We start from the raw sequence: 21,360 nt of genomic DNA on the forward strand, positions 1-21,360 counted from the left end.
GCGTTGAAACGGATTCATGCAATGCGCTTCAAGCCCTTGTTTTCATGCATGCCGTTTTCCCAAACCGGGGTCGCTTCCGGGCGACATGCGTCAAGGCCTACGCCGGCAATCAGTTCATCTTGCGCAGGATGTATTGCTCGATGCCCTGAATGGAATCGAGGTTTTCAGGCAAGAGCTCGCTGTCTTCGACGATGATGCCGAAGGTTTCCTCGATGAAGCCGATGATCTCGAGTACCCCCGTCGAGTCGACGATGCCCTGATCGAGCAGGGACGTGTCGTTCACCAATGCCTTCGCGTCGCTCACGTAGAAATTGGAAACCAGGAAACTGCGAATTTGCTCGCTGTATATTCCGTTGCGTTCCTTGGTAGTCAACATGACTTTGCCCTCCGTTGCGGCCTTATAAATCCAGTAACTTCGTCCCCCAAAGCGCCTCGCGTTGAAACGGATTCATGCGACGCTCTTTCCAGGTCCTTGTTTTCATTGCATGTCGTTCTCCCGAGACCGGGGTCACTTTCGAATGGCATGCGGTAGCCCGCCTCATGACAGGGCGGTCTTCTTGAGTTTGCCGGTGTCCGTCATCGGCAGGCTGGCCACGACGACGATGGACTTCGGGACCATGAAGTTCTCCAGTCGCTTCTGGCACTCCATCTGCAACTGCTTTTCGCCGATGGTTTTTCCGTTCTCCATCACGACAAATGCCTTCACCGCCTGCCCCAGAAGTTCGTCCGGAACACCGATGACGGCCGCTTCCCGCACCCCTGGAATATCCATGAGCACGTTCTCGACCTCCTTCGGCGCCACCTTCTCGCCGCGCGATTTGATGATCTCGTCGCCACGGCCGACGAAGTAGAGGTAACCCTCCGCGTCCATCCGGCAGTAGTCGCCGGTGTACAAGACCTGCTCGCCCGGCAGCGGGCCGGGCTTGAGCTTCCTGGCCGTGGCCTCGGGCTTGCCCCAATATCCCTTCATCACCGTTGCGCCGCGAATGACGAGCTGGCCGACGACGCCGGGGCCGACCCGCCTGTCATGTTCGTCGACAATCCACATTTCCGTGTTCGGGATCGCGATCCCGACGCTCAACGGCTTTCGCTCGAGGTCCTCCGGCGGCAGATAGGTGCAACGCTTGCATTCGGTGAGGCCGTACATCGAATAGATGCGTGCGCTCGAAAACAGATCCTGAAGCATGAGAATATGCTTGAGCGGCAAGGCGGCCGCTGTGTTGGTGACGTAGCGAATGCGTGAGAAATCCTGGTCCTTGAGGGACTTGAGCTCGGAGAGCGCCGCAAAGATGGTCGGCACGCCGGGAAAGCCCGTAACCCCCTCTTGCTTGATCAGTTCAAGGACCCGCGCCGGGAAGGCGAACGAGCGTTCGAGCACCAGCCGGGCGCCGGTGCGGAACGCCATGATCATCTGGTACAGGCCGTAGTCGAAAGCCAGGGGCAGGACGTTGAGGATCACCTCGTCTTTGCCAAGCTCGAGATACGAGGCGATGGACGTGCAGGCGGTCATCATGTTTCTGTGCGTCAGCATCACGCCCTTGGGTTCGCCCGTCGAACCGGAGGTGTAGATGATGGCGGCGAGATCGACATCGATGCAGCGTCGCGCCGGCGGTGCGGAGCCGTCGTTGGCGACCGCGGCGTCCCAGCGCACGGCATGCGGCAATCGGGAGAGCTCGGCGTCGTCGATCGACCCGGAAACGATCATGCGCAGAAGTGACGGGCAGCCGCGCGCCGGCTCGCGGAAGATCGCGAGCAGATGCCCGTCCGTGATCAGCGCCGTCGGCTTGCAGTCGTTGAGCAGGTAATCGAGCTTGTCGCTCTTGGTGAGCGGGTTGACGATGCACACCACCGCATTCGCCTTGAGCACCGCCCAGAAGCTCACCACCGTCTCGACGGTGTTGTCGGCGAAGATCATCACGCGGTCGCCGCGCACGACCCCTGACGCGGCCAGATCCCGGGCGATCGCATTGGCGCGCGTTTCAAGCTCGCCATAGGTGACACGCTGCTTGTTGCACACCAGCGCAACCTTGCCGCCGAGCCGGCGGGCGGAGTGGGCGAGGTAGTCGTGCAGCAGGGGTACGGCATCATGCAACATGCAAGCGTTCTTCCCGATGTTCGCGGTCGACGTCGACGCTGAGCGCATATTCGCGAGTTGCACTGGGACAGCTCGCGACAAATTGCCGATGAAGGAGTTGGGTCGACAGCACGCCGACCAGCGCCATGTTGTCGGCATTGGACAGATCGCCGTCGCCGGTCCTGGCCTGGCATTTGCCGAGCAGGCGGGTGACGGCCTTCGGATCGAAGATATTGGCCTCGCGCAGCGCCGTCTCCGAAAGCGCTTCGCGAACGTATTCCGGCGCGTCGGCGGCGACGAAGCAAAGCGCGTTGGGCGCGCGGAACGGCTGCTTCTTGCGGGTCACGATCTCGGAGGGCACGATCGGTTCGGCCACGCGTTTGAGCACGTGCTTCTCGTCGAGGACGCGCAGCTTGTAGGCGGCCGGAAGCGAATTCGCCAGCTTCACAAGCTCATCGTCCAGGAAGGGGAAACGCCCCTCGACGGAGTGGGCCATCAGCATCCTGTCGCCTTGCGAGGAGAGCAGATAGCCAGACATCAGCGTCTGGACCTCGAGATACTGGTCCTGCGCAAGGGGGCTCCAGCGCGGGAACTCCGCGGGCAGGCGGGCGAGCAACTCGGACACGGCGTCGCGGCGCTCGGTTTCAGCGCGCATGTCGGTGGAAAACAAGCGCTTGATGGCGCTGGTGGTATGCCAGCGTGTGTCATGGGCAAAGCCCGGCGCATCATAGGCCTGGATGTTGCGCCCGAAGAACTGGCGCGCCATCGCCTGCTGTTGCACCGGCGAGCGGGTGAGGTAGGGGTAAAGGCGTTCCAGGAGCCGCGAGCGCCGTGTCGATGCCGGCTGGCGGCCCCAGAACCGGCGGACCTTGGCTTCTCGGAACAGGTCGTAGCCGGCGAACATCTCGTCAGCCCCTTCGCCGGTCAGCACGACCTTGATGCCACGCTCGCGCACCAGCCGCGAGAGCAGGAACAGCGGCGCCGGGGCGGTCCGCAGTATCGGGCGCTCGGTGTGGTGGATCACCTCCGGAAAGATGGCGGCGATATCGCCGCGCGAAACCACCACCTCATGGTGCTCGCTGCCGGTCGCCTCGGCAACCAGGCGCTGGAAGCGGGTCTCGTCATATTCGGCGTCGGCGAAACGCAAGGAGAAGGTCTGGAAGCGTTCGCCGGCGAAGCGCCTTCCCAGCGCGGCCACGAGCGAACTGTCCAGTCCTCCGGAGAGATAGCACCCGACAGGTACGTCGGCGCGCACCATCCTGAGCGCCGTCGCGGCCTCAAGCGCGTCACGCACGCGGTCCACCGCGTCATCGCACGACCCGGTGAACTCGCCCTGCCGCGATCCGGAAATCTCGGGGTAGGAGGGCTGCCAAAAGGCCCGCTCGCGAACGGTACCATCCTGGTAGGTGCGGACATGCCCCGGCTCGAGCTCATTGATTCCCTGGAATACCCCTTGCGGCGGAACGACCGTCCAGAGCGTGAAAGTCTGATCGATGCCGGCGGGATCAAAGGCGCGAGGTATGGTTCGATCGGCCGCGAAAATGGCCTTCACCTCGCTGGCGAAATAGAGGCGGCCCGCGTGCTCGCAGAAATGCAGGGGGCAAATGCCGAACCGGTCGCGCGACAATACGAGACGACCCGCCATCGAGTCCCAGATGGCGATGGCCCATTGGCCGTTCATCCGCTCGAAGGCTGCTTCGCCCCACGCACGATAGGCGTGGAGCGCGACCTCGGTGTCGCTGCGGGTGCGAAAGCGGTGGCCGAGCGCAATCAGCTTTTCCCGCAGCTCGACGTAGTTGAAGATCTCGCCGTTGAACACGATCCAGGTCGTATCGCCCGTGTCCGCGAGCGGCTGCTGGCCATTGGAATGATCGACGACGGAAAGCCGCGCATGCGCCAGCCCCGCGCGTCTGTCCCGGTAAAGGCCGTGCTCGTCGGGGCCGCGATGCGCCAGCGCGCCCACCATCCGCATCAGCGCCTCACGCGAGGGAGAAGCCGCCGCGGCGTTCAGCGCCACTATTCCAGCGATGCCGCACATCCCCGGTCAATCCTCGTCAATTCCGGCGGACAGCAAGGGCCGCGCGTGAAGATAGTGGGCGGCCCGCCGTTTCGCGTCGATGTCCTTGAAGACTTTCTGAAGCTGGGGCTCGGTGAGGCCTGCCGCCGCCGCGACCTCATCGCCGGCGATCCCGTGGTTCAGACCATAGAGGCATAGATCCATCAGGTGATAGGGCAGCGCGAAATAGAATTCCTCCTGGCTTTGCGCCATGGAGAATGTGTCGGTGGTGGGTGGCCGCCGCTGGATTTCCTCGTCCACCCCGAGATAGTCCGCGAGTTGGTAAACCTGGGTCTTGTAAAGGTGGACGATCGGCATCACGTCGGCGGTTCCGTCACCCTGCTTGACGAAAAAGCCCTGGTCGTACTCAAGCCGGTTTGGCGTCCCGGCAACCGCGTATTTGAGGCGGTCGGCGTGGTAGTATTCCGTCATCTTGCGCAGGCGCTGCTTGTAGTTGGTCGCGGCGACGATCTGCAGGTAGGCGGCAGGCGACAGGCGCACCGTGTCGACCTTGCCCTCTGGATCCTGGACAGTGAGCCGGGTGATGTTGAGGCCGTTGCTCTCCAGCACCGATGCGAGCACCAGCTTGCATTTCCAGCCGTCTCCATAGTCGGGAACGACGGTCTGGATCGCCTCGATCTGCCGGCGGTAGGCGCCGGTGGCCTCCAGCGCCGGTGCTATGTCTTCCACGACGTTTTCAATGCCAAGCTGTGCCGCGACACGGCGGCCAAGTCTCAGCGAGTCGCCGGAGGAATCCCGCTCCGGCATGAACAGTCCCAGGACCCTGTCCTTGCCGAACGCGCGCGTGCACAAGGACGCGACGACGGAACTGTCGATGCCGCCGGAAAGGCCGACAACCACGCCGCGCCGATGGAGCGTGCCAAGGACCTGCGCGCGCAAGGTGTCAACGATGCGCTCGACCTCCGCGGGAGCATCGAGCAGCAGCACGTCCTTGCTGAAGTGTGAGATCACGTCGATGACAAATCCTCCCTTTTGCGAGACTCTGCCGCGGAGTAGGTCTGCACAACGGCCCTCTCGATGAGGGGACGGTTGGTGGCAAGATGAGGCTCGACGACAAGGTCGATGTGGTTGCCGTCGATCGCAACCACGTCTAGCCGTGCCAGGGCGCTATCCCAGCCCAAGGCCTGAGGCATTCCCTCCCGGCGGCATCGAAACAAGGTGCCGCCGATGGGCAGGGCCGGTTTCGGTGCGTCCAGCCACTGGAAGAAAGACCGCGCCCGCAAGACCTCCTGCAGTTCCAGTTTGGTTCTGAAGCTCGTCGGGTTGAACTCTCCCTTGGCAGAGCGGTCGAGAAACCTGGCAAGATACGCCTCGCAGCCCATTGCAACGGTGATCTTCGCAAGCGCCCGGCAAGCCATTCGGTGGGCGGATATGCGATTTGTCCGAATGCGATGGAATGTGCGGGCCAGTGTCTTCCAAGGGTCGCTCGGCTCGTTCAGAAGGCTCGTGTCGAGGATGCCCAGAAACCTGACCGGTCGACCGGCGGCCAGAAGCCGTGCGGCAACCTCGAACGCTACCGCGCCGCCAAGCGAATGGCCGAGAAGTCGCACTGGGCCGGCAGGCTGGGCGCGGTCTATCTGCTCGAGCGCGGCGGCAGCCATGGCGGAGAGGGAGTTATGTCCATCCAATATCGCGGCGAGGCCAGGATACCTGATGGGGTTGACCCGGGCGACTTTGCCCATGGCGGCCGCGAAGGCGGCCAGGCTCGGACCATAGCCGACGGATCCTGGAAACAGGAAAAGAACCGGAGGGTGATGCTTCTTCTCGCGCCGTGCGCCTGCCTGTGTGGACGCGACCGCCTCAACCATCTCGTTGAAGCTCATTCCGACGGTGAAGGCCTCAAGGCCTATTTCTTGCCCGATGGCGCTCTCGATCGCCATGACGCAATGCAGCAGCTGCAGCGAATCTCCCCCCGCGTCATCCCAGTTGCCCGCGGCAACGCCGGTGTTGAGAACCTGCATCCACGCGTGCTGCACGATTTGCCTGGCATTCAGTTCGCCTCCGGCGGGCGGCGGTCGGGCGGTGGGCGTTTGGGCGGCTGGCGCCGTCTTTCTGTCCGAACGATCCATTTGGGTGAGGCTTGCCAGGTCGACCTTCCCCCCCGGCAGGCGCGGGATTGCCGTGATGGTGTGCAGCCGCGAGGGACGCAGTGGCGCCGGCAATGTCGTTCTGACGAGCTGGCGAAGCTCCTCCGCGAATGCCGCCCCGGCCAAGCGCTTGGGAACCGCGAACGCGATGAGTTCTTTCTCCGGCGTCACGATCGCCACCGCATCCGCTACCGAAGGCGCGCCACGCAGGACCCGTTCGAGCTCGGCGGGTTCGACGCGTCGACCATTGATCTTGATCTGGCGCCCCTTGCGGCCGACGACCCACAACAGCCCATCATCGTCCAGCCGAACGAGGTCGCCCGTCGCAAAAATCCGAACATCGGGATCGTCCGGGTCCGGCCGCGCGGGAACGACGACGCCGTTCTCCCAGTAACCAAGCAGCACATAGGGGCTCCTGATCAGAAGCTCTCCACTCTCGCCTGTCCCGACACTGTGCTCCGCTTCGTCGACAATGGCGAATGCCATCCCGGGAAGCAGCTTGCCAACGGGGACCGACGTGTCTTGCTCCGGCCAGTCCGCCGGCAGGAACCATTGCGAACCGGTGGTCTCGGTCGACGAGTAGCCGATCTGGATCAGGCACTGGTCCGTAACGGCCTTGCGTAGCAACGCGATGTCGGCCCACGACACCTTTTCCCCGCCGATCCGGGCCACTCTGAGTGAGTGGAAAGCGTCGGCCGGGGCCTCGGTCAGGAGCGCCCGAAGCAGAGCCGGCACCAGATAGGCGACCGTTACGCCTTCGGCCTGCAACCGGGCGCGCACCGCGCGCAGGCCGACCGCCTCCACCTCGAGAAGATGCAACGCGGCGCCTGTCAGCAGCGCGGCAAGAATCTCCCGGCAACCGGCAATCGTGGCCGGCCCGGTCAGCGGCAGGAAAACGTCATCCGCGTTTATATGGCACGCGTCGACATATTGCCGGACCCGCCAGAGCAGGCTGCGTTGGCTGTTGACGATCCCCTTGGGACGTCCGGTGCTACCTGAGGTGTAAAGCACCATTGCAGGGGCATCGACGGAAACGGAAGCGGGCGGTGGTTGTTGTGATGCTGTTTGACCGTCCGGCGCGACGCCGGCGGCAATATCGATCCACAGCACGTCCTGTGCCAAATCGACGGGGCGACCATTTCCAGCGCCTATGATGGCGCCGAGCCGCGCGGCATTCACAATCTCAATGATCCGAGAGCCCGGATCTCTCATGTTGAGCGGGACCGAAGGTCGTCCGGCCGCCATGCTCGCCAGCATCGCCACCGGGTACCAGACCGAGTTGGCCTGAAGGATTCCGACCGCCAGTCCTTCGGGGACGACGGCAGCGACACGGTGGGACAGTGTCTCGACAGCCCGGAAAAGCTCGGAGTAAGTCAGGCGGTCGGCGCCGTCGCTGATCGCTAGCTTGTCCGGATATTGCCTTGCGACGTTTGCAAGGTGATCGAAGATGGGAATGTCCGCAAAATCGGCGCCCATCTGCTGATAGTGGCGCCAGACAGGCCCACCCTCGTCAAGAGCATACTCGGGCACGTTTGACCATCCACGGGGCGTCGTTGGCCGACAATCCGCCTGTAGATCTTGATCCACCGCTTCCGATTGCAAATACGCTGGAGACATTCAGAGCCCCACCAAGCTGAATTGTCGACCATCGCTCGCCACCGGAATCTTTTCATCAATCATTCGGATGATGCCTCGATCTTGACCGGACAGCTTTTCTCCGATCCGCCGTTGCCGGAACTACTCTATTCCTCTCCGCAATGGCCGGGCCTGCCCCAAGGCCCCGCGACCGCGAGACGCTTGCCCAGGACCAATGCCGCATGCCTCCGGCGGCAGGAACCCGTGACCCTTCCCAACGGTCCATGGGGCTGACAGTCATTCAAATGAATGTTGGTGTGGTTTGTAATCTGGCTAAGCTTTGAGTTGCAGGTGAGTGACTGCCTGCTCGGAGACGCTGGGCATTTCGGCATGATCATCGAGTTGTTTGGGCCGCCTGGTGCAGGCAAGACCACACTTCTTCGCGGCCTCTGCCAGGGGATGGCGAAGCAAGGCATCAACGTCAAGACAGTGAACGGCTATCGCCTGATTGAATACGGGTCGGCCCAGGAGGACGGCCCGGAGGTACGCCATGGCATTGGCCGTATTGGCAAAAAGATCGCCACCTCCGCTCCTGTCTTGCTATCGACCTTGCCAAAGGACGGGGTAGCGGCGCGGCTTCTGGCGTCAATTCCTCTGCGGAGCCGCACATGGTCATGGCGCATGAAGGTCGACATCGCCCTGCTATGCGAGTCCTGGCGCAAAGCGCAGGAATCCGAGGGTTACTTCATCTTCGAAGAAGGCCTGATCCAGGCTTTGTGTGCGCTGGTTCTGCTGGCGCGAACTCCAAGCATCGACGCGGTTCGTGACAGCCTGGCGTTCCTGCCGCGACCGGATGTCCTTATCCAACTCGATGCGCCGCAGGAAACCTTGCGCCGCCGACTTATGGACCGCCATGCGGGGCAACCGCTCATCGAGGTCCTCCTGTTCGAACTCGGCGTGGACAGGGGGTTGAAGCAAGCCAATATCTCGAGGGAGGTAGGCGAATGCCTGCGCCAGGACGGATGGCCCTTGATACAGGTCAACGGTGCCGACCTTCACGATTTCGACAGGATCATCGCGCGAATTCTCGGAGAGCATGTCAATGAGACCGCCGTGGCGTGACCAAGGCGATGAAAGCTAAGCTGCTGGAATAGCAGCATTTCATGCTCGCCCAGGATTTGAATAGTTGTGTGGTCGAGCCCCGGGAGCGATCCGGCAGGGCTGTATCTCGTACCAATTTACCGGCTGTCGACAGTCTTCGCGCATGGCCGCACGGACTCCCGACCGGGCTGCTCCGGCTGCTCGGGCACCTCAGCGCCCATTCGGGTCGACACATGTCTTGTCGGTCGTCAGCCCGAGCGCCCAACCTCACGACAACAACGTTTGCCTCGCGCAATGCCGCGATGGCGGCGGCGAGTCCGTTCTTGATCTCGCGTCTGCCGGCAGGGACCGCATCGGCCGTGGCGCCTTCGACGATCGATCGCGGCGGGTCTGCCTGGCCGACGAGAACCTCGGGCGGTCGGGTGACCTTGCTTAAAACCTGGTTCTTGGGCTGAATGCCTGGACATTCGCCACGTCGCCGAAACAAGTGAAACAGGGTCCGCCTCCGCGCTTCGGTCTGCCGGGCGCGACAATCATCGAAGGAGAGCATTGTGATGAACGAAGCCAGTCCAAGGCCTCTCGCGGAAATCGCCAGCTATCACGCTCACATCTACTATGACGGGCAAACCGAGCGGCAACATGCCGAATGGCTGCGTCTTCGCATCGGCGAGCGTTTCCGCGTACGCCTGGGCAATTGGCACGACGGGAAAGTCGGCCCGCATGACCAGGCCATGTACCAGGTCTCCTTCGCCAACGAGATTTTCGGCGCGCTCGTTCCCTGGCTGATGCTGAACCATGGCGGCTTAAGCATCCTCATCCACCCGAATACGGAGAACCCCAAGCGCGACCATCTCGTCGATCCGGTCTGGATCGGCCGGCCGCTGGGGGTGCATGGCGACGTGCTTCCGGACGACCATGAGGCGGAAGAGCCGCTGGAGCCGAACACCGAGCCGTCGCTGCCGGCGTAGACCGGCGTCGGTTCCACGCTGCTTCGCAGGGCATTGCGTGATGTCGTTGGGTGCGCTTCTATCCCTGCCGCGCCATGGGGGTCATCATTTGTCTGCCAGGAACCTAACGTCTACCGGTCACGAAGCGAGCGAGGCCGGTTGGCTCGATCTTCATTTCGAATCGTCGCGGCCCGAATACGAGGCGGCCTTGCTCGACGCCGGTATCCGCTCGGGCTGGAGCGTACTCGACGCCGGATGCGGCAGCGGCGGCTTCCTGCCGCTCATCGCCAGAGCGGTCGGCCCATCCGGCTTCATCGCCGCGCTTGACCTCGCGCCTGAAAACATCGGCCGGGTCGAGGCGCTCGCGGGCACGCTGCCCGAGCCGCCGGAAATTGCCACGCGTGTGGGCAGCATCCTGTCGCTGCCATTCGCCGACGCATCGTTCGATTGCGTCTGGTCCGGCAATGTCATGCAGTATCTGACGCCGGTCGAGTTCGAGCTTGCCGTCGCCGAGGCCAGGCGCGTGCTGAAGCCCGGCGGCATCTTCGCCGTCAAGGATTTCGATTCGACTATCCTGCAGATCCTGCCCATGGACCGGGCCCTGCTGGCGCGTTTCATGGCCGCCAGGCTGCAAGGGTTTCGCGATCGGGGCGTGCTCGGCACCGATTGCGGTTCGACGCTTCCGGCGCGTCTGCGGCAGGCGGGCGTGGAGGTCGTCAGTCGCAAGGGCTGGCTGGTCGAGCGCTGGGCGCCCGCGCCTCGCTTCACGCGCGACTATGTTCGCGACCTGCTGGCCTATTTTGCCAGCGTCGCGCCGGGCTACGCTCTGCCTGACGCCGACCAGGCCTATTGGCGGGAGCTGAAGCAGCAGCCGGATCGCCTGCTCGACGATCCCGACTTCTGCTACCGCGAGTTCTTCGTCATGGCGGTATGCCGGATTTAGCGCGTTTCACCGTTTCATGGAAACGGCGAACCGCTCTAACTCTTTGTTTTGACGCAATTCCGGACGGAAAACCGCTCACGCTTTTCCTGGAATTGCTCTAGTGAAGCTGCTCAAGTCGCCGGTGCACCCGCTTTATCTCGGCGGGTAGGGCTAACCTCAGCCGGCGCGCTTCCAGCAGGCGATGAAATGGCCTGCTTCGACTTCCCGGGCGACAGGTTCGGCGGCATGGCAGCCGGCGTCAGCCAGGGGGCAGCGGCCGGCGAAGGCGCATCCGCCCGGGCCGGCCTCGATGGCGGCCTGCGCTTCGGCCATGGTCGCGGCCTCGCCATCGTTGGAGGACGCCGCCAGCAGCATCTGGGTGTAAGGATGGTTGGGCCCGGCAAAGATCTGGTCGGAGGAACCGGTCTCGACCAGGCGGCCGCGATAGAGCACGCCGATGCGGTCGGCCATGTAGCGCACGACCCGCAGATCATGGCTGATGAAGAGGTAGGCCGTGTCCTTCCGCTTCTGCAGGTCGTTGAGCAGGTTGAGCACTGTTGCCTGCACCGAGACGTCGAGGGCCGAGGTTGGCTCGTCCAGCACGACCAGCCTCGGCAGGCCGGCGAAGGCGCGCGCGATGGCCGTGCGCTGGCGCTGGCCGCCCGACAGCGTGCCGGGCTTTTGTTCCGCCGTGGTGGGGGCGAGACGCACCGAGGCCAGGAGGTCGCCGACGCGCTGTGGGACCGCGCGGCGAGGCAGGCCGGCCAGCCGCCGCAGCGGGCGGCCGAGGATGCGGCTGATGCGCTGGCGCGGGTTGAGCGTCCGGTCGGGCGACTGGAACACCATCTGCACATCGCGCCGCTCGCCTAGCTGGCGCCGTTCGACCAGCGGCGCCACGGTCTTGCCGAACAGTTCGACCGTGCCTGCCGTAGGCGGCTGCAGCCCGGTGACGATGCGGGCCAGGGTCGACTTGCCGGAACCGGACTCGCCGATCAGCCCAAAGGTCTCGCCGCTGGCGATGTCGAGGTCGATGCCGTGCAGCACCGGCTGGCCGCCAAAGGATTGTCTTATCCCGCGGCATGAGACGGCGATTTCGCGCCGCGGCGCGGGCAGGGCGCTTCCCGCACGCTCTCCGGCCGGCTCATCCGAAGCCACGTCCACGGGGCTTGCATCCTCGGCCAGCCTGCCGTCGCGCTTGGTGCGGTTGAGCGTGGGAATGGCGGCGACCAGTGCCCTTGTGTAGGCATGGCGCGGGTTGTCGAACACCTCGCCGGCGGCACCGGTCTCGACAATCGAGCCTGCCTGCATCACCGAGACCCGGTCGCAGGAGCGGCGGATCAGATTGATGTCGTGGCTGATCAGAAGGATGCTGGTCCTGTGCTCGCGGCGCAGATCGTCGAGGATGGCGATGATCTCGGACTGGACGCTGGCGTCGAGCGCCGTGGTCGGCTCGTCCATCACCAGCAGCGCCGGGTCGAGCGCAATCGCAATGGCGATGTTGGCGCGCTGCTGCATGCCTCCCGACAGTTCGTGCGGATAAAGCCGCAGCACGCGTTCGGGATTGGCGACGCGGACGCGGCCAAGCAGTTGGGCGGCGCGCCCAAGCGCATCGTCATGGTGCATCGGGCGATGGCGCAGGATCGTCTCGGTAATCTGCCCGCCAATGGTCATGCTCGGGTTCAGCGCCGAGCCCGGATGCTGGTAGACGGCGGCGATGCGGTCGCCGCGCAGCCGGCGCAGCTCGTTGGTCGAGAGGTCGCGGATTTCGCGATTTTCGAAGGCCAGTTGCGCGGCCTCGACCCGGGCGTGCTTGGGCAGGTAGCGCAGCACCGCCAGCGCCACCGAGCTTTTGCCGGAACCGGATTCGCCGACCAGCCCGAGCGCCTCGCCCTGGCCGATCTCGAGCGAAATGTCATCCACCGCGCGGTGGATGCGCCTGGTTCCGCTGTAGGAAACGGAGAGGTGCTCGACATTTAGGACCGAAGACGACGATGAAGAGGACATGCCCGAAACCACTTTCTGTCCGCGCGGCGATCAGGGGCAATCGCTTCCGCTTTCACAGGGAACAATCTCTATAAAATTACTCGAATTAAGCCTGAGCGCAATCTAACTTTCGAGGACAGGAAGATTTTCGGGGCACGGCCAAGGCCGCCGCACCGGCGTTTTTCCGCATCCGCAGGGAAGGGAACCTAGATGTCGCACATGATCCTCAGCGCGTTCTTCTTCAACCCGCAGGGCGACCATCGCATGGCATGGCGCCACCCCCGCGCGCCGGGGCGCGAAGTGCTCGATTTCGACTATTATCGCGAGCTGGTGCAGGCGGCCGAACGGGCGCGCATCGACACCATCTTCGTCGCCGACCACGTGTCGATCTGGGATTCGGTGAAGAGCGGCGTCGCCCACTATGCCAATGCGCGTCTCGAGCCGCTGACGCTGCTGTCGGCGCTGGCCGGCGTGACCAAGCATATCGGCCTGATCACCACGGCGTCGAGCTCCTACAGCGAACCCTATAATGTGGCGCGCCTGTTCGCCTCGCTCGACCATATCAGCAAGGGCAGGGCGTCCTGGAACGTCGTCACCTCGGCGATGGACGAGGAAGCGCGCAATTTCGGCCGTGACGGCAATATCGAGCACGCGTTCCGCTATGAGCGGGCCGGCGAGTTCCTCGATATCGTCAAGGCGCTGTGGGACAGCTGGGAGGACGAAGCGCTCCTCATCGACAAGGAGACGGGCTATTTCGCCGACCCCGACAAGGTTCATCCGATCGACCACAAGGGCAAGCACTTCAAGGTGCGCGGGCCGCTCAACGTGTCGCGGCCGCCGCAGGGTCATCCGCTGATCGTGCAGGCCGGCTCGTCCGAGGACGGCAAGAATTTCGCCACTGCCCAGGCCGATGTGCATTTCGCCATCTACAGCACCAGGGAAGACGGCATCAAGTACCGGCAGGACATCAACGAGCGGCTGGCGCGCCATGGCAGGCGGCCGGAAAGTTTCAAGATCCTGCCCGGCATCCTGCCGATCGTCGCCGCCTCGGAGGCTGAAGGCCGCGACAAGCAGGAGTATCTGCAGACACTGCTTCCCGACCAGGTCGGCATCGATCTTCTGTCGAGCTGGAGCGGCATCGACCTCTCGGCCTATCCGCCGGATGGCCCGCTGCCGCCGCTGCCGGACGAAAGCACCTTCAATGGCGGGCGCACCTCGCTCAACCGCGTCAAGCAATGGTCGAAGCAGAACCTCAGCCTGCGCGATATCGCCCGCAAGCTCGCCAACAGCGGCTCGGTGCCAACGGTCGCCGGCACGCCGAAGCAGATCGCCGACCAGCTCGAGGACTGGTTCGTCTCGGGAGCGGCCGACGGTTTCAACCTGATGTTCCCGCTGCTGCCCGAGGACTGGGTGAATTTCGCCGAGCAAGTGGTGCCGGAACTGCAGCGCCGCGGCCTGGTGCCGACCGAATACGCGCCAGGTACGTTGCGTGACCGCTTCGGGCTTGCGCGACCGGCCAACCGCTTCGCCGAGCAGCGCGCCAATGCGCGCGCCGTATCCTGAAGGGAAGAGCGATGACCGCCGCGCCGAACCTTCAGCCTCGCGAAGCCACCGCTCCGCGTCTCGTCAATGTCCTGCACAGCCCCAAGCGCATCCGCGTCAAATTCGGCGGCCGCACCATCGCCGACAGCCGCAATGTGCTGGTGCTGCGCTCCAACCATTTCCTGCCGATCTATTTCTTCCCGCCGTCCTCGGTCGATCCGTCGGTGCTGAAACCGTCGCTGCATCGCGAGCCGCACGCCGTCGGCGGCGAGACCGCCTATTGGGACATCGACAGCGGCGACAGGCGTGCCGCCAACGCGGCGTGGTCGTTCACAGCACCCCCGGATGAAAACCTGGCGCCGCTCGCCGGCCGCATCGCCTTCACCTGGAAGGCGGTCGACCAGTGGTTCGAGGAGGAAGAGGAAGTCTTCGTCCATGCCCGCGATCCCTATGCCCGCATCGACGTGCTGCACAGCTCCAGCCATGTCCAGGTCTGGTTCGACGGCGAGATCATCGCCGACAGCCAGCGCCCGGTGCTGCTGTTCGAAACTCATCTGCCGACGCGCTTCTACCTTCCCGCGGAGGATGTCCGGCTGGACCGGCTGACGGCGTCCGTTTCCACGACGCGATGTCCCTACAAGGGCATCGCCTCCTACTGGTCGGGTCTCTTGAAGGACGGTTCGGTTCGCCCCGACATTGCCTGGAGCTACCGCGACCCGATCGATGAAGTGCCCAAGATCAAGGGTCTGATCGCCTTCTATCCGCAAGCGGTCGACCGCATCCATCTCGACGGCCAGCCCGCCTGACGGCGGCTTTCCCACCCATTCATGCCCATCATCCAATTCAAGCCCGTCTTCTCATTCAAGAAAGAGAAAAAATGACGAAACGTTCCGACATCGATTTGCTGCGCAACCAGGCTGGACGTGACCACACGGGCGACATCTGGAATGTCGCGGTCGACGAATATGCGCAAGGCTTCCTCAAGCGCCGCGACCTCCTGAAATACGCAGCACTTCTCGGCCTCACCGGCTTTGCCGCCTCGCAGGGGCTGTTCACGCCAGGCGCGGCACGCGCGGCGGGAGCCGGTGGCGGCACGGTCCGCGTCGGTCTCGGCCAGCCGACCAAGGCGATCGATCCGGTCACGGTGACCGATCCGGCCAGCATCGGGGTGATCAGCCAGGTGGGTGAATATCTGATCCTCGACGATCCCAAGGATGGGCTGCAGCCGAAGCTCGCGCTCTCGTGGGAAGCCGACGAAACGGCCAAGCGCTGGACCTTCAAGCTCAGGCCCGGCGTGAAATTCCATGACGGCCGCACCGTCACCGCCAAGGATGTGGTGGCGAGCTTCGAGCGGCTGGTCGATCCGGCCAGCGGCTCGTCCGCCTTGTCGGCCTACAAGGGCATTCTCTCAAAGGGCGGTGCCAAGGTCGTCGACGATGAGACCGTGGCCTTCGATCTCGACCAGTCGAACAGCAACTTCCCGTTCTATGTCTCCTCCGACGTCTACAATGCCGTCATCCTGCCGGCCGACTATGCCGGCGATTTCGAGAAGAACTTCAACGCCACCGGCCCGTTCAAGCTGGACTCCTTCCGTCCCAAGCAAGGTGCCAGCTTCGTGCGCAACCCCGATTATTGGGGCGACAAGGCGCTGCCCGACCGGGTCGAGATCAAGTTCTTCGACGACGAGCAGGCGCAAGTGCTGGCGCTGCAGGCGGGCCAGCTCGACGTCATCCCCTCCACCACGCGGCTGGAACTGGCGATCGAGGGCAATCCCAATTTCAAGCTGCTTAGCGTGCAGGCAAGCTCGCATGACGAAGTGCATCTGCGGACCGACCAGGCGCCGTTCACCGACAAGCGCGTGCGCCGCGCGCTGGCGCTCACCATCGACCGCGAGGCAGTGGTCAAGGGCTTGCTGAAGGGCCGCGCCATCGTCGGCAACGACACCCCGTTCGCGCCGATCTTCCCCTCGGCCGATCCGTCCGTGCCGCAGCGCAAGCAGGACATCGAGGAGGCCAAGCGGCTGCTTGGCGAGGCCGGCGTGCCCAACGGCTTCGAGGTGACGCTGACCACCGAGCGCGCCTACGACATTCCCGACTATGCCGTGCTGATCCAGAACTTTGCCAAGAAGGCCGGCATCGACATCAAGCTCAACGTGCTGCCGCAGGATGCCTATTACGGCTCGGCGACGTTCGGCAGTTCGCCATGGCTGGACTCCAATCTCGGCATCACCGATTTCGGCCATCGCGGCACGCCTGACATCTTCCTCAACGCGACGCTGAAGAGTTCGGGCGCCTGGAACGCCGCGCATTTCAACAATCCGGACTATGATGCGCTGCTGGTCGACTACGGCAAGGCGCGCGACCTGCAGGCCCAGCGCGTGGCCGCCGGAAAGATCCAGACCTTGCTGCTCGACGAGACGCCGCTGATCATCGGCTATTTCTCGCAATACAGCCGCATCGTCTCCTCGAAGGTCGAGGGCGTGCGCTTCACCGCCATCTCGCACCTGCTGCTCGACAAGGTGTCGTTCGTTTGAACGGCATCGCCTCGATGGCGATCGTCCGGCCTCTGGCGGCACGCGCGGGCTCGCTGCTGTTGACGCTGTGGCTGGTCAGCGCGCTGGTCTTCCTCGCCGGGCAGGTGCTGCCCGGCGATGTCGGTCGCGTCATGCTCGGCCCGTTCGCCGATGCGCAGGCGGTCGCCGAACTCAACCGCAAGCTCGGCACCGACCAGCCTATCCTTGCGCAATACTGGCACTGGTTCAGCCGGGCGATTTCGGGCGATTTCGGCGACTCGCTGTCGATGCGCGCGCCGGTGGCGCCGTTCGTTCTTGAAAGCATCAAGAATTCGGCGGCACTGGCCGGTGTCGTGCTGCTGTTCCTGGTGCCGATCGGCATCGGTGCCGGCGTCGTCGCCGGCTTGAGAGCCGGCAGCCTTGTCGACCGTCTGATCGTGCTGACCGGCGTCTCGCTCTCGATCGTGCCCGATTTCGTGTCCGGCCTGCTGTTGCTGATGGTCTTCGGCCTGTGGCTGGCCTGGTTTCCGATCACCGGCGCTGCGCCCGATGGGGCCGGCTTCTGGACGTCCAGCTACTACCTCATCCTGCCGGCGCTGCCGCTGGTGCTGAACCTGATCGGCTATGTCGCGCGCATGACGCGGGCAGGGGTGATCGAGGCGCGCGCGGCGGACTATACGCGCACCGCGATCCTCAAGGGCCTGAGCCCCTCGCAAGTCTTGTTCAAGCATGTGCTGCGCAACGCGCTGGTGCCGACGGTGGCCGTCATCGCCACGCAGAGCGGCTTCCTGCTCGGCGGGCTGGTGGTGATCGAAGCGCTGTTCGGCATTCAGGGCCTCGGCAATCTGGTGCTGAGCGCCGCCAAGGCGCGCGACTTTCCGATGCTCGAGGCCGGCGTGCTGGTGATGGCTGCGATTTTCGTGTCGACGGCGGCGATCGGCGATCTCCTGCAGGCGCTGCTCGATCCGCGCCAGCGCCGCCGGAACGCGCCATGACCGATCTCGCGCAGTCTCCCGTGCGTAGCGACATAGAGCTCTCCTGGATCGGCCGGCTGCGCGGTCTTCTGCCCGATGTGGCGCCGTCGACCCTGATCGGATCGGCGGTGCTTCTGTTCTGGGTCGCCTGCGCGGTGTTCGGTTCGCAATTCGTGCCGTTCGACCCCTATGCCGAGGATTTCCTGTCGATGATGACACCGCCCGACGCGGTGCACTGGTTCGGCACCGACCAGCTCGGCCGCGACGTGCTTTCGCGCATCGTCGTCGGCTCGCGCGACATCCTCCTGGTGGCGCCGCTGGCGACACTGGCGGGCGTCACGGCGGGCAGCATCATCGGGCTGGTGCTCGGCACCCTCGGCGGCCTGGTCGATGCCGTCGGCGCGCGGCTGCTCGACGCCGTCATGTCGCTGCCCTTCATCGTGCTGGTGACGATGGCGCTGGTGGCGATCGGCCCGTCCAACCTCACCGTCATCCTGGTGATCGGCCTTGCCTATGCGCCGCTGGTGGCGCGCACGGTGCGCACCGCCGCGCGCGAGCAGCGCGAGCGCGACTATGTCAGCGCCGCGCGGCTCGCCGGCGAAGGACGGCTGGCCATCATGTTCCTGGAGATCCTGCCCAATGTGCGGGAAACCATCCTGATCGAGCTCATCACCCGGCTCGGCTACGCCTTCTTCTCGATCGCGACGCTGAGCTTCCTCGGCCTCGGCATCCAGCCGCCATCGGCCGACTGGGGGCTGGCGATCGCCGATGGCTACGGCTTCCTGACCGGCGGCAAATGGTGGGTGGTGGTGTTCAATTCAGCCGCCATCATCTCGCTGGTGATGGCCACCAACCTCATCGCGCAAGGCATCGGCGCTTTCGAGAACGGCGACAAGTGAGCCGTAGTGCCTAGTCAAGCAGGCCCTGGATGGTGGCTGCAACCGCCGCGGCCGCATAGGGCTTGGGTAGAAAGACGCCGCCGCTTGGCATCGCGTCCCGCGCCGGCTGTTGCTTGCCCGAGGTGACGATGATCTTGACCGGGGGCCAGCGGTCGCGCACGGCGGCGGACAGGCGCAGCCCGTCCATGGAGCCGGGCATATCGATGTCGGTGAACAGGATGCCGATGTCCCGATGGGCCTCCAGCAGGCTGATCGCCTGGTCCGCATTGCTGGCTTCGAGCACGTCGTACCCTGCCTCGCGCAGTTCGTCGGCGATGGCGAACAGCAGAAAAGCTTCGTCTTCGACGACGAGGACGGTGGCGGGGGTCTGAATGGTCATGGCATGCCCTATGTAGTCAGTATGGTGCTGTCGGCAACTGGGGTGCCGGTGCGTTCAACACGCATTCAACGCCGTCGGGGTGGTAGTCGATCCGCACGGTTCCGCCGAAGTCGGTGCCGAAGACCCGCTCGATCAGGAAGCGGCCGAAGCCGCGCCGGCTGGGCGGCGTTACCGGCGGACCGCCGCTCTCGCGCCAGCGCCAGATCAGCCTGATGTCGCTGGGCTTGTCCTGCGATGGCTGCAGCGACCATTCGATCGCCACCTTGCCGTCCGGTGTCGACAGCGCGCCATATTTCAGCGCGTTGGTGGCGAGTTCGTTGACGGCGAGCGCCAGCGTCAGCGCCATCTTGGGATTGATCGGCAGCGCCGGGCCGGAAATCGACATCTGTTCGAGCGGGAAGGTGGCGACGGTGTTGTCGACCACCTCGCGGATCGAGGCGCTGGTCCAGCGGGTCTTGTTCAGGATGTCATGGGCGTTGGCCAGCGCGCGCAGACGCTCGTTGAAGGTGGCGCTTGCCGTGGCGATGTCGGTGTTGCGCAGCGTCTGCGAGGCGATGGCCGCGACCATCGCCAGGATGTTCTTGATGCGATGTTCGAGCTCATGGGTCAGCAGCTCCTGCCGCGCCTGTGCCTCGCGCCGGTCGGTGACGTCCTGCATGACGCCGAACATCTTGACCGGCTTGCCGGTCTCGTCGTGGACGAAATCGATGTGGCGCGACAGCCAGCGCAATTCGCCGGTGTCGGGCCGCCGGATGCGGTACTCCACCGCCGGCACGGCGGTGCCCTTCTCACGCGTTTCCGGGTTGGAGCGGACGTCCTTGTCGGCGGGAATGACGATGTTTTCCAGCACGGAGATGTGCACGCTGTCGCGCGGCGAAAGCCCCCAGAGACCCCAGAAACCCTCGGAGCCGACCACGGTTCCGCTGGCGATGTCGAGTTCGAGGGCCGCGATGCCGGCTGCGTTCTGCGACAACTGCAAGCGACGCTCGCTCTGCAGCAGGGCCTGGGCCGCCAGCTTCTGGTCGTCGATATCGGTGTTGGTGCCGATCCAGCGCAGGATGGCGCCGTCGGTATCACGTATCGGAACTGCGCGCGCGATGAACCAGCGATAGATGCCGTCATGGCGACGCAGCCGGAACTCGGTCTCGTAGAATGTGCCGGCGGCCGCTGTCTGTTGCCACTTTTCCGAGGCCGCGACGATGTCGTCGGGGTGCACGATATCGGCCCAGCCATTACCGTCAAGCTCGCCCGGTTTGGCACCGGAATAATCGTAGACACGCGGGTTGAACCAGTCGAGCAGTCCCTCCGGCGTGGCTGTCCAGACGTGGTTGGGCATTGCCTCGGCGAAGGTGCGGAACTGCGTCTCGCTCTGGCGCAGCGCCTGTTCGGCAATCAGCCGTTCGGTGACGTCGACACCTTGCACGAAGATGCCGAACACCTCGCCCGCGGGGTTGCGCACGGGCTGGTAGACAAGGTCGATGAAGCGGTCTTCGATCGCCGCGCCCGGGGTGCGCTGCAACTCCGCCTTCAAGGCGTAACCAATGAATGCCTCACCGCTGGTGAAAACCTGGTCGAGCAGTTCGAAGAAGCCCTGGCCCTCTATCTCCGGCAAGGCCTGGCGGATCGGCAGGCCGATAATGTCGCGGTGGCCGACAAGCTGCATATAGGCGGCGTTGGTCAGCTCGACGACATGCTGCGGACCGGACAGCATGGCCATGAAGCCCGGCGCCTGTTCGAACATCTGGCGCTGGCGGTCGCGCTCGCCGGCGCGCCAGCGCTCGGCGGCGACCTTGGCGGTCGTCTCGATGACGATGGCGATGACGCCGGCCGGTTCGCCGCTTTCGTCGAGCACAGGCGAATAGTCGAGATCGAGCCAGACCTGCTCGGGCTTGCCGGTGCGGTTCAGCGTCAGCACCTGTTCGCGATAGGCAAGCGTGCCGCCTTTGCCCAGGCACACCTTCATGATGTTGTCGTTGAAGTCGGCCACCTCGGGCCAGCCTTCCCGCACTTTCGAGCCGAGCAATTGCGGATGGCGGCCGCCGGCGAATTCCGAGTAGCCGTCATTGTAGATCATGACGCCGTCCTCGCCCCACAGCATGACGATCGGCACCCTGGAGCGCAGGATCAGCGAGATCGCTGTCTTCAGGCTCTGCGGCCAGCCCCCGATCGGTCCGATCGACGTCGAGGCCCAGTCGAAGGCGGCGATCAGGCGGCCAAGCTCTCCGCCGCCCGACAGGAAAGCGAGGTGGGGATTGCCTACGGTCGCTGTGCTGGTTTGCGGCATGGAG

General features: G+C 64.4%; 16 protein-coding genes. 8 read left to right on the plus strand and 8 right to left on the minus strand.

What is annotated here, in order from left to right:
• Window positions 1–109 precede the first annotated feature (109 nt).
• The 5 genes from AC07UC_RS14680 to AC07UC_RS14700 all read right to left on the minus strand — a co-directional run bounded on the left by AC07UC_RS14680 (window position 110) and on the right by AC07UC_RS14700 (window position 7,855).
• Window positions 110–376 carry an acyl carrier protein gene (locus AC07UC_RS14680; protein WP_140774214.1) on the minus strand — a complete coding sequence of 89 codons (267 nt, stop codon included), beginning with the start codon at window positions 374–376 and terminating at the stop codon, window positions 110–112.
• A 162-nt stretch (window positions 377–538) separates the two neighbouring features.
• On the minus strand, window positions 539–2,095 hold the full coding sequence (locus tag AC07UC_RS14685; protein ID WP_494906511.1) for a class I adenylate-forming enzyme family protein: 1,557 nt from the start codon (window positions 2,093–2,095) through the stop codon (window positions 539–541).
• Window positions 2,085–4,112 (minus strand): asparagine synthase (glutamine-hydrolyzing), encoded by a 2,028-nt coding sequence (gene asnB / locus AC07UC_RS14690; protein ID WP_494906512.1) that lies wholly within the window; start codon window positions 4,110–4,112, stop codon window positions 2,085–2,087. Before asnB ends, AC07UC_RS14685 begins: the two co-directional genes overlap by 11 nt.
• A gap of 6 nt (window positions 4,113–4,118) precedes the next feature.
• The gene (nadE, locus tag AC07UC_RS14695; protein ID WP_494906513.1) at window positions 4,119–5,102 is read right to left on the minus strand and encodes an NAD(+) synthase; all 984 of its coding nucleotides are present in this window, start codon (window positions 5,100–5,102) and stop codon (window positions 4,119–4,121) included.
• Entirely contained in the window at window positions 5,099–7,855 is a 2,757-nt protein-coding gene (locus tag AC07UC_RS14700; protein ID WP_494906514.1) for an AMP-binding protein, read from the minus strand. Before AC07UC_RS14700 ends, nadE begins: the two co-directional genes overlap by 4 nt.
• A 348-nt stretch (window positions 7,856–8,203) precedes the next feature.
• Here AC07UC_RS14700 and AC07UC_RS14705 point away from each other — a divergent pair, with 348 nt between their 5' ends.
• From AC07UC_RS14705 to AC07UC_RS14715, 3 genes are all read left to right on the plus strand, one after another.
• Window positions 8,204–8,935, plus strand: a complete 732-nt coding sequence (locus AC07UC_RS14705) for an AAA family ATPase (protein ID WP_494906515.1) — start codon at window positions 8,204–8,206, stop codon at window positions 8,933–8,935.
• Between the two features lie 533 nt (window positions 8,936–9,468).
• Window positions 9,469–9,882, plus strand: a complete 414-nt coding sequence (locus AC07UC_RS14710) for a DOPA 4,5-dioxygenase family protein (RefSeq protein WP_494906516.1) — start codon at window positions 9,469–9,471, stop codon at window positions 9,880–9,882.
• A gap of 88 nt (window positions 9,883–9,970) precedes the next feature.
• On the plus strand, window positions 9,971–10,804 hold the full coding sequence (locus AC07UC_RS14715; RefSeq protein ID WP_494906517.1) for a class I SAM-dependent methyltransferase: 834 nt from the start codon (window positions 9,971–9,973) through the stop codon (window positions 10,802–10,804).
• A 156-nt stretch (window positions 10,805–10,960) separates the two neighbouring features.
• Here AC07UC_RS14715 and AC07UC_RS14720 read toward each other — a convergent pair whose 3' ends face one another.
• Complete coding sequence (locus AC07UC_RS14720) at window positions 10,961–12,787, minus strand: dipeptide ABC transporter ATP-binding protein (RefSeq protein WP_494906518.1); 1,827 nt, start codon at window positions 12,785–12,787, stop codon at window positions 10,961–10,963.
• A gap of 189 nt (window positions 12,788–12,976) precedes the next feature.
• Between AC07UC_RS14720 and AC07UC_RS14725 the strand changes: the two genes are divergently transcribed.
• The 5 genes from AC07UC_RS14725 to AC07UC_RS14745 all read left to right on the plus strand — a co-directional run bounded on the left by AC07UC_RS14725 (window position 12,977) and on the right by AC07UC_RS14745 (window position 18,693).
• Window positions 12,977–14,329, plus strand: a complete 1,353-nt coding sequence (locus tag AC07UC_RS14725; protein WP_494906519.1) for an LLM class flavin-dependent oxidoreductase — start codon at window positions 12,977–12,979, stop codon at window positions 14,327–14,329.
• 11 nt (window positions 14,330–14,340) lie between these two features.
• Window positions 14,341–15,114 (plus strand): DUF427 domain-containing protein, encoded by a 774-nt coding sequence (locus AC07UC_RS14730; protein WP_494906520.1) that lies wholly within the window; start codon window positions 14,341–14,343, stop codon window positions 15,112–15,114.
• Window positions 15,115–15,185: 71 nt separating this feature from the next.
• Complete coding sequence (locus tag AC07UC_RS14735) at window positions 15,186–16,841, plus strand: ABC transporter substrate-binding protein (RefSeq protein WP_494906521.1); 1,656 nt, start codon at window positions 15,186–15,188, stop codon at window positions 16,839–16,841.
• A 20-nt stretch (window positions 16,842–16,861) separates the two neighbouring features.
• Complete coding sequence (locus AC07UC_RS14740) at window positions 16,862–17,815, plus strand: ABC transporter permease (protein ID WP_494908940.1); 954 nt, start codon at window positions 16,862–16,864, stop codon at window positions 17,813–17,815.
• Complete coding sequence (locus tag AC07UC_RS14745) at window positions 17,812–18,693, plus strand: ABC transporter permease (RefSeq protein ID WP_494906522.1); 882 nt, start codon at window positions 17,812–17,814, stop codon at window positions 18,691–18,693. The genes AC07UC_RS14740 and AC07UC_RS14745 overlap by 4 nt, the downstream gene beginning before the upstream one ends.
• A 10-nt stretch (window positions 18,694–18,703) precedes the next feature.
• Here the strand turns inward: AC07UC_RS14745 and AC07UC_RS14750 are convergent, their stop codons facing one another.
• Both AC07UC_RS14750 and AC07UC_RS14755 read right to left on the minus strand, forming a co-directional pair.
• A complete protein-coding gene (locus AC07UC_RS14750) occupies window positions 18,704–19,072 on the minus strand; it encodes a response regulator (RefSeq protein ID WP_202326535.1) in 369 nt (122 codons plus the stop codon).
• 16 nt (window positions 19,073–19,088) lie between these two features.
• Complete coding sequence (locus tag AC07UC_RS14755) at window positions 19,089–21,356, minus strand: PAS domain S-box protein (RefSeq protein ID WP_494906523.1); 2,268 nt, start codon at window positions 21,354–21,356, stop codon at window positions 19,089–19,091.
• Between the last annotated feature and the right edge of the window lie 4 nt (window positions 21,357–21,360).

The sequence above is a fragment of the Mesorhizobium sp. GW821-FHT04C10 genome (genome assembly GCF_059420305.1).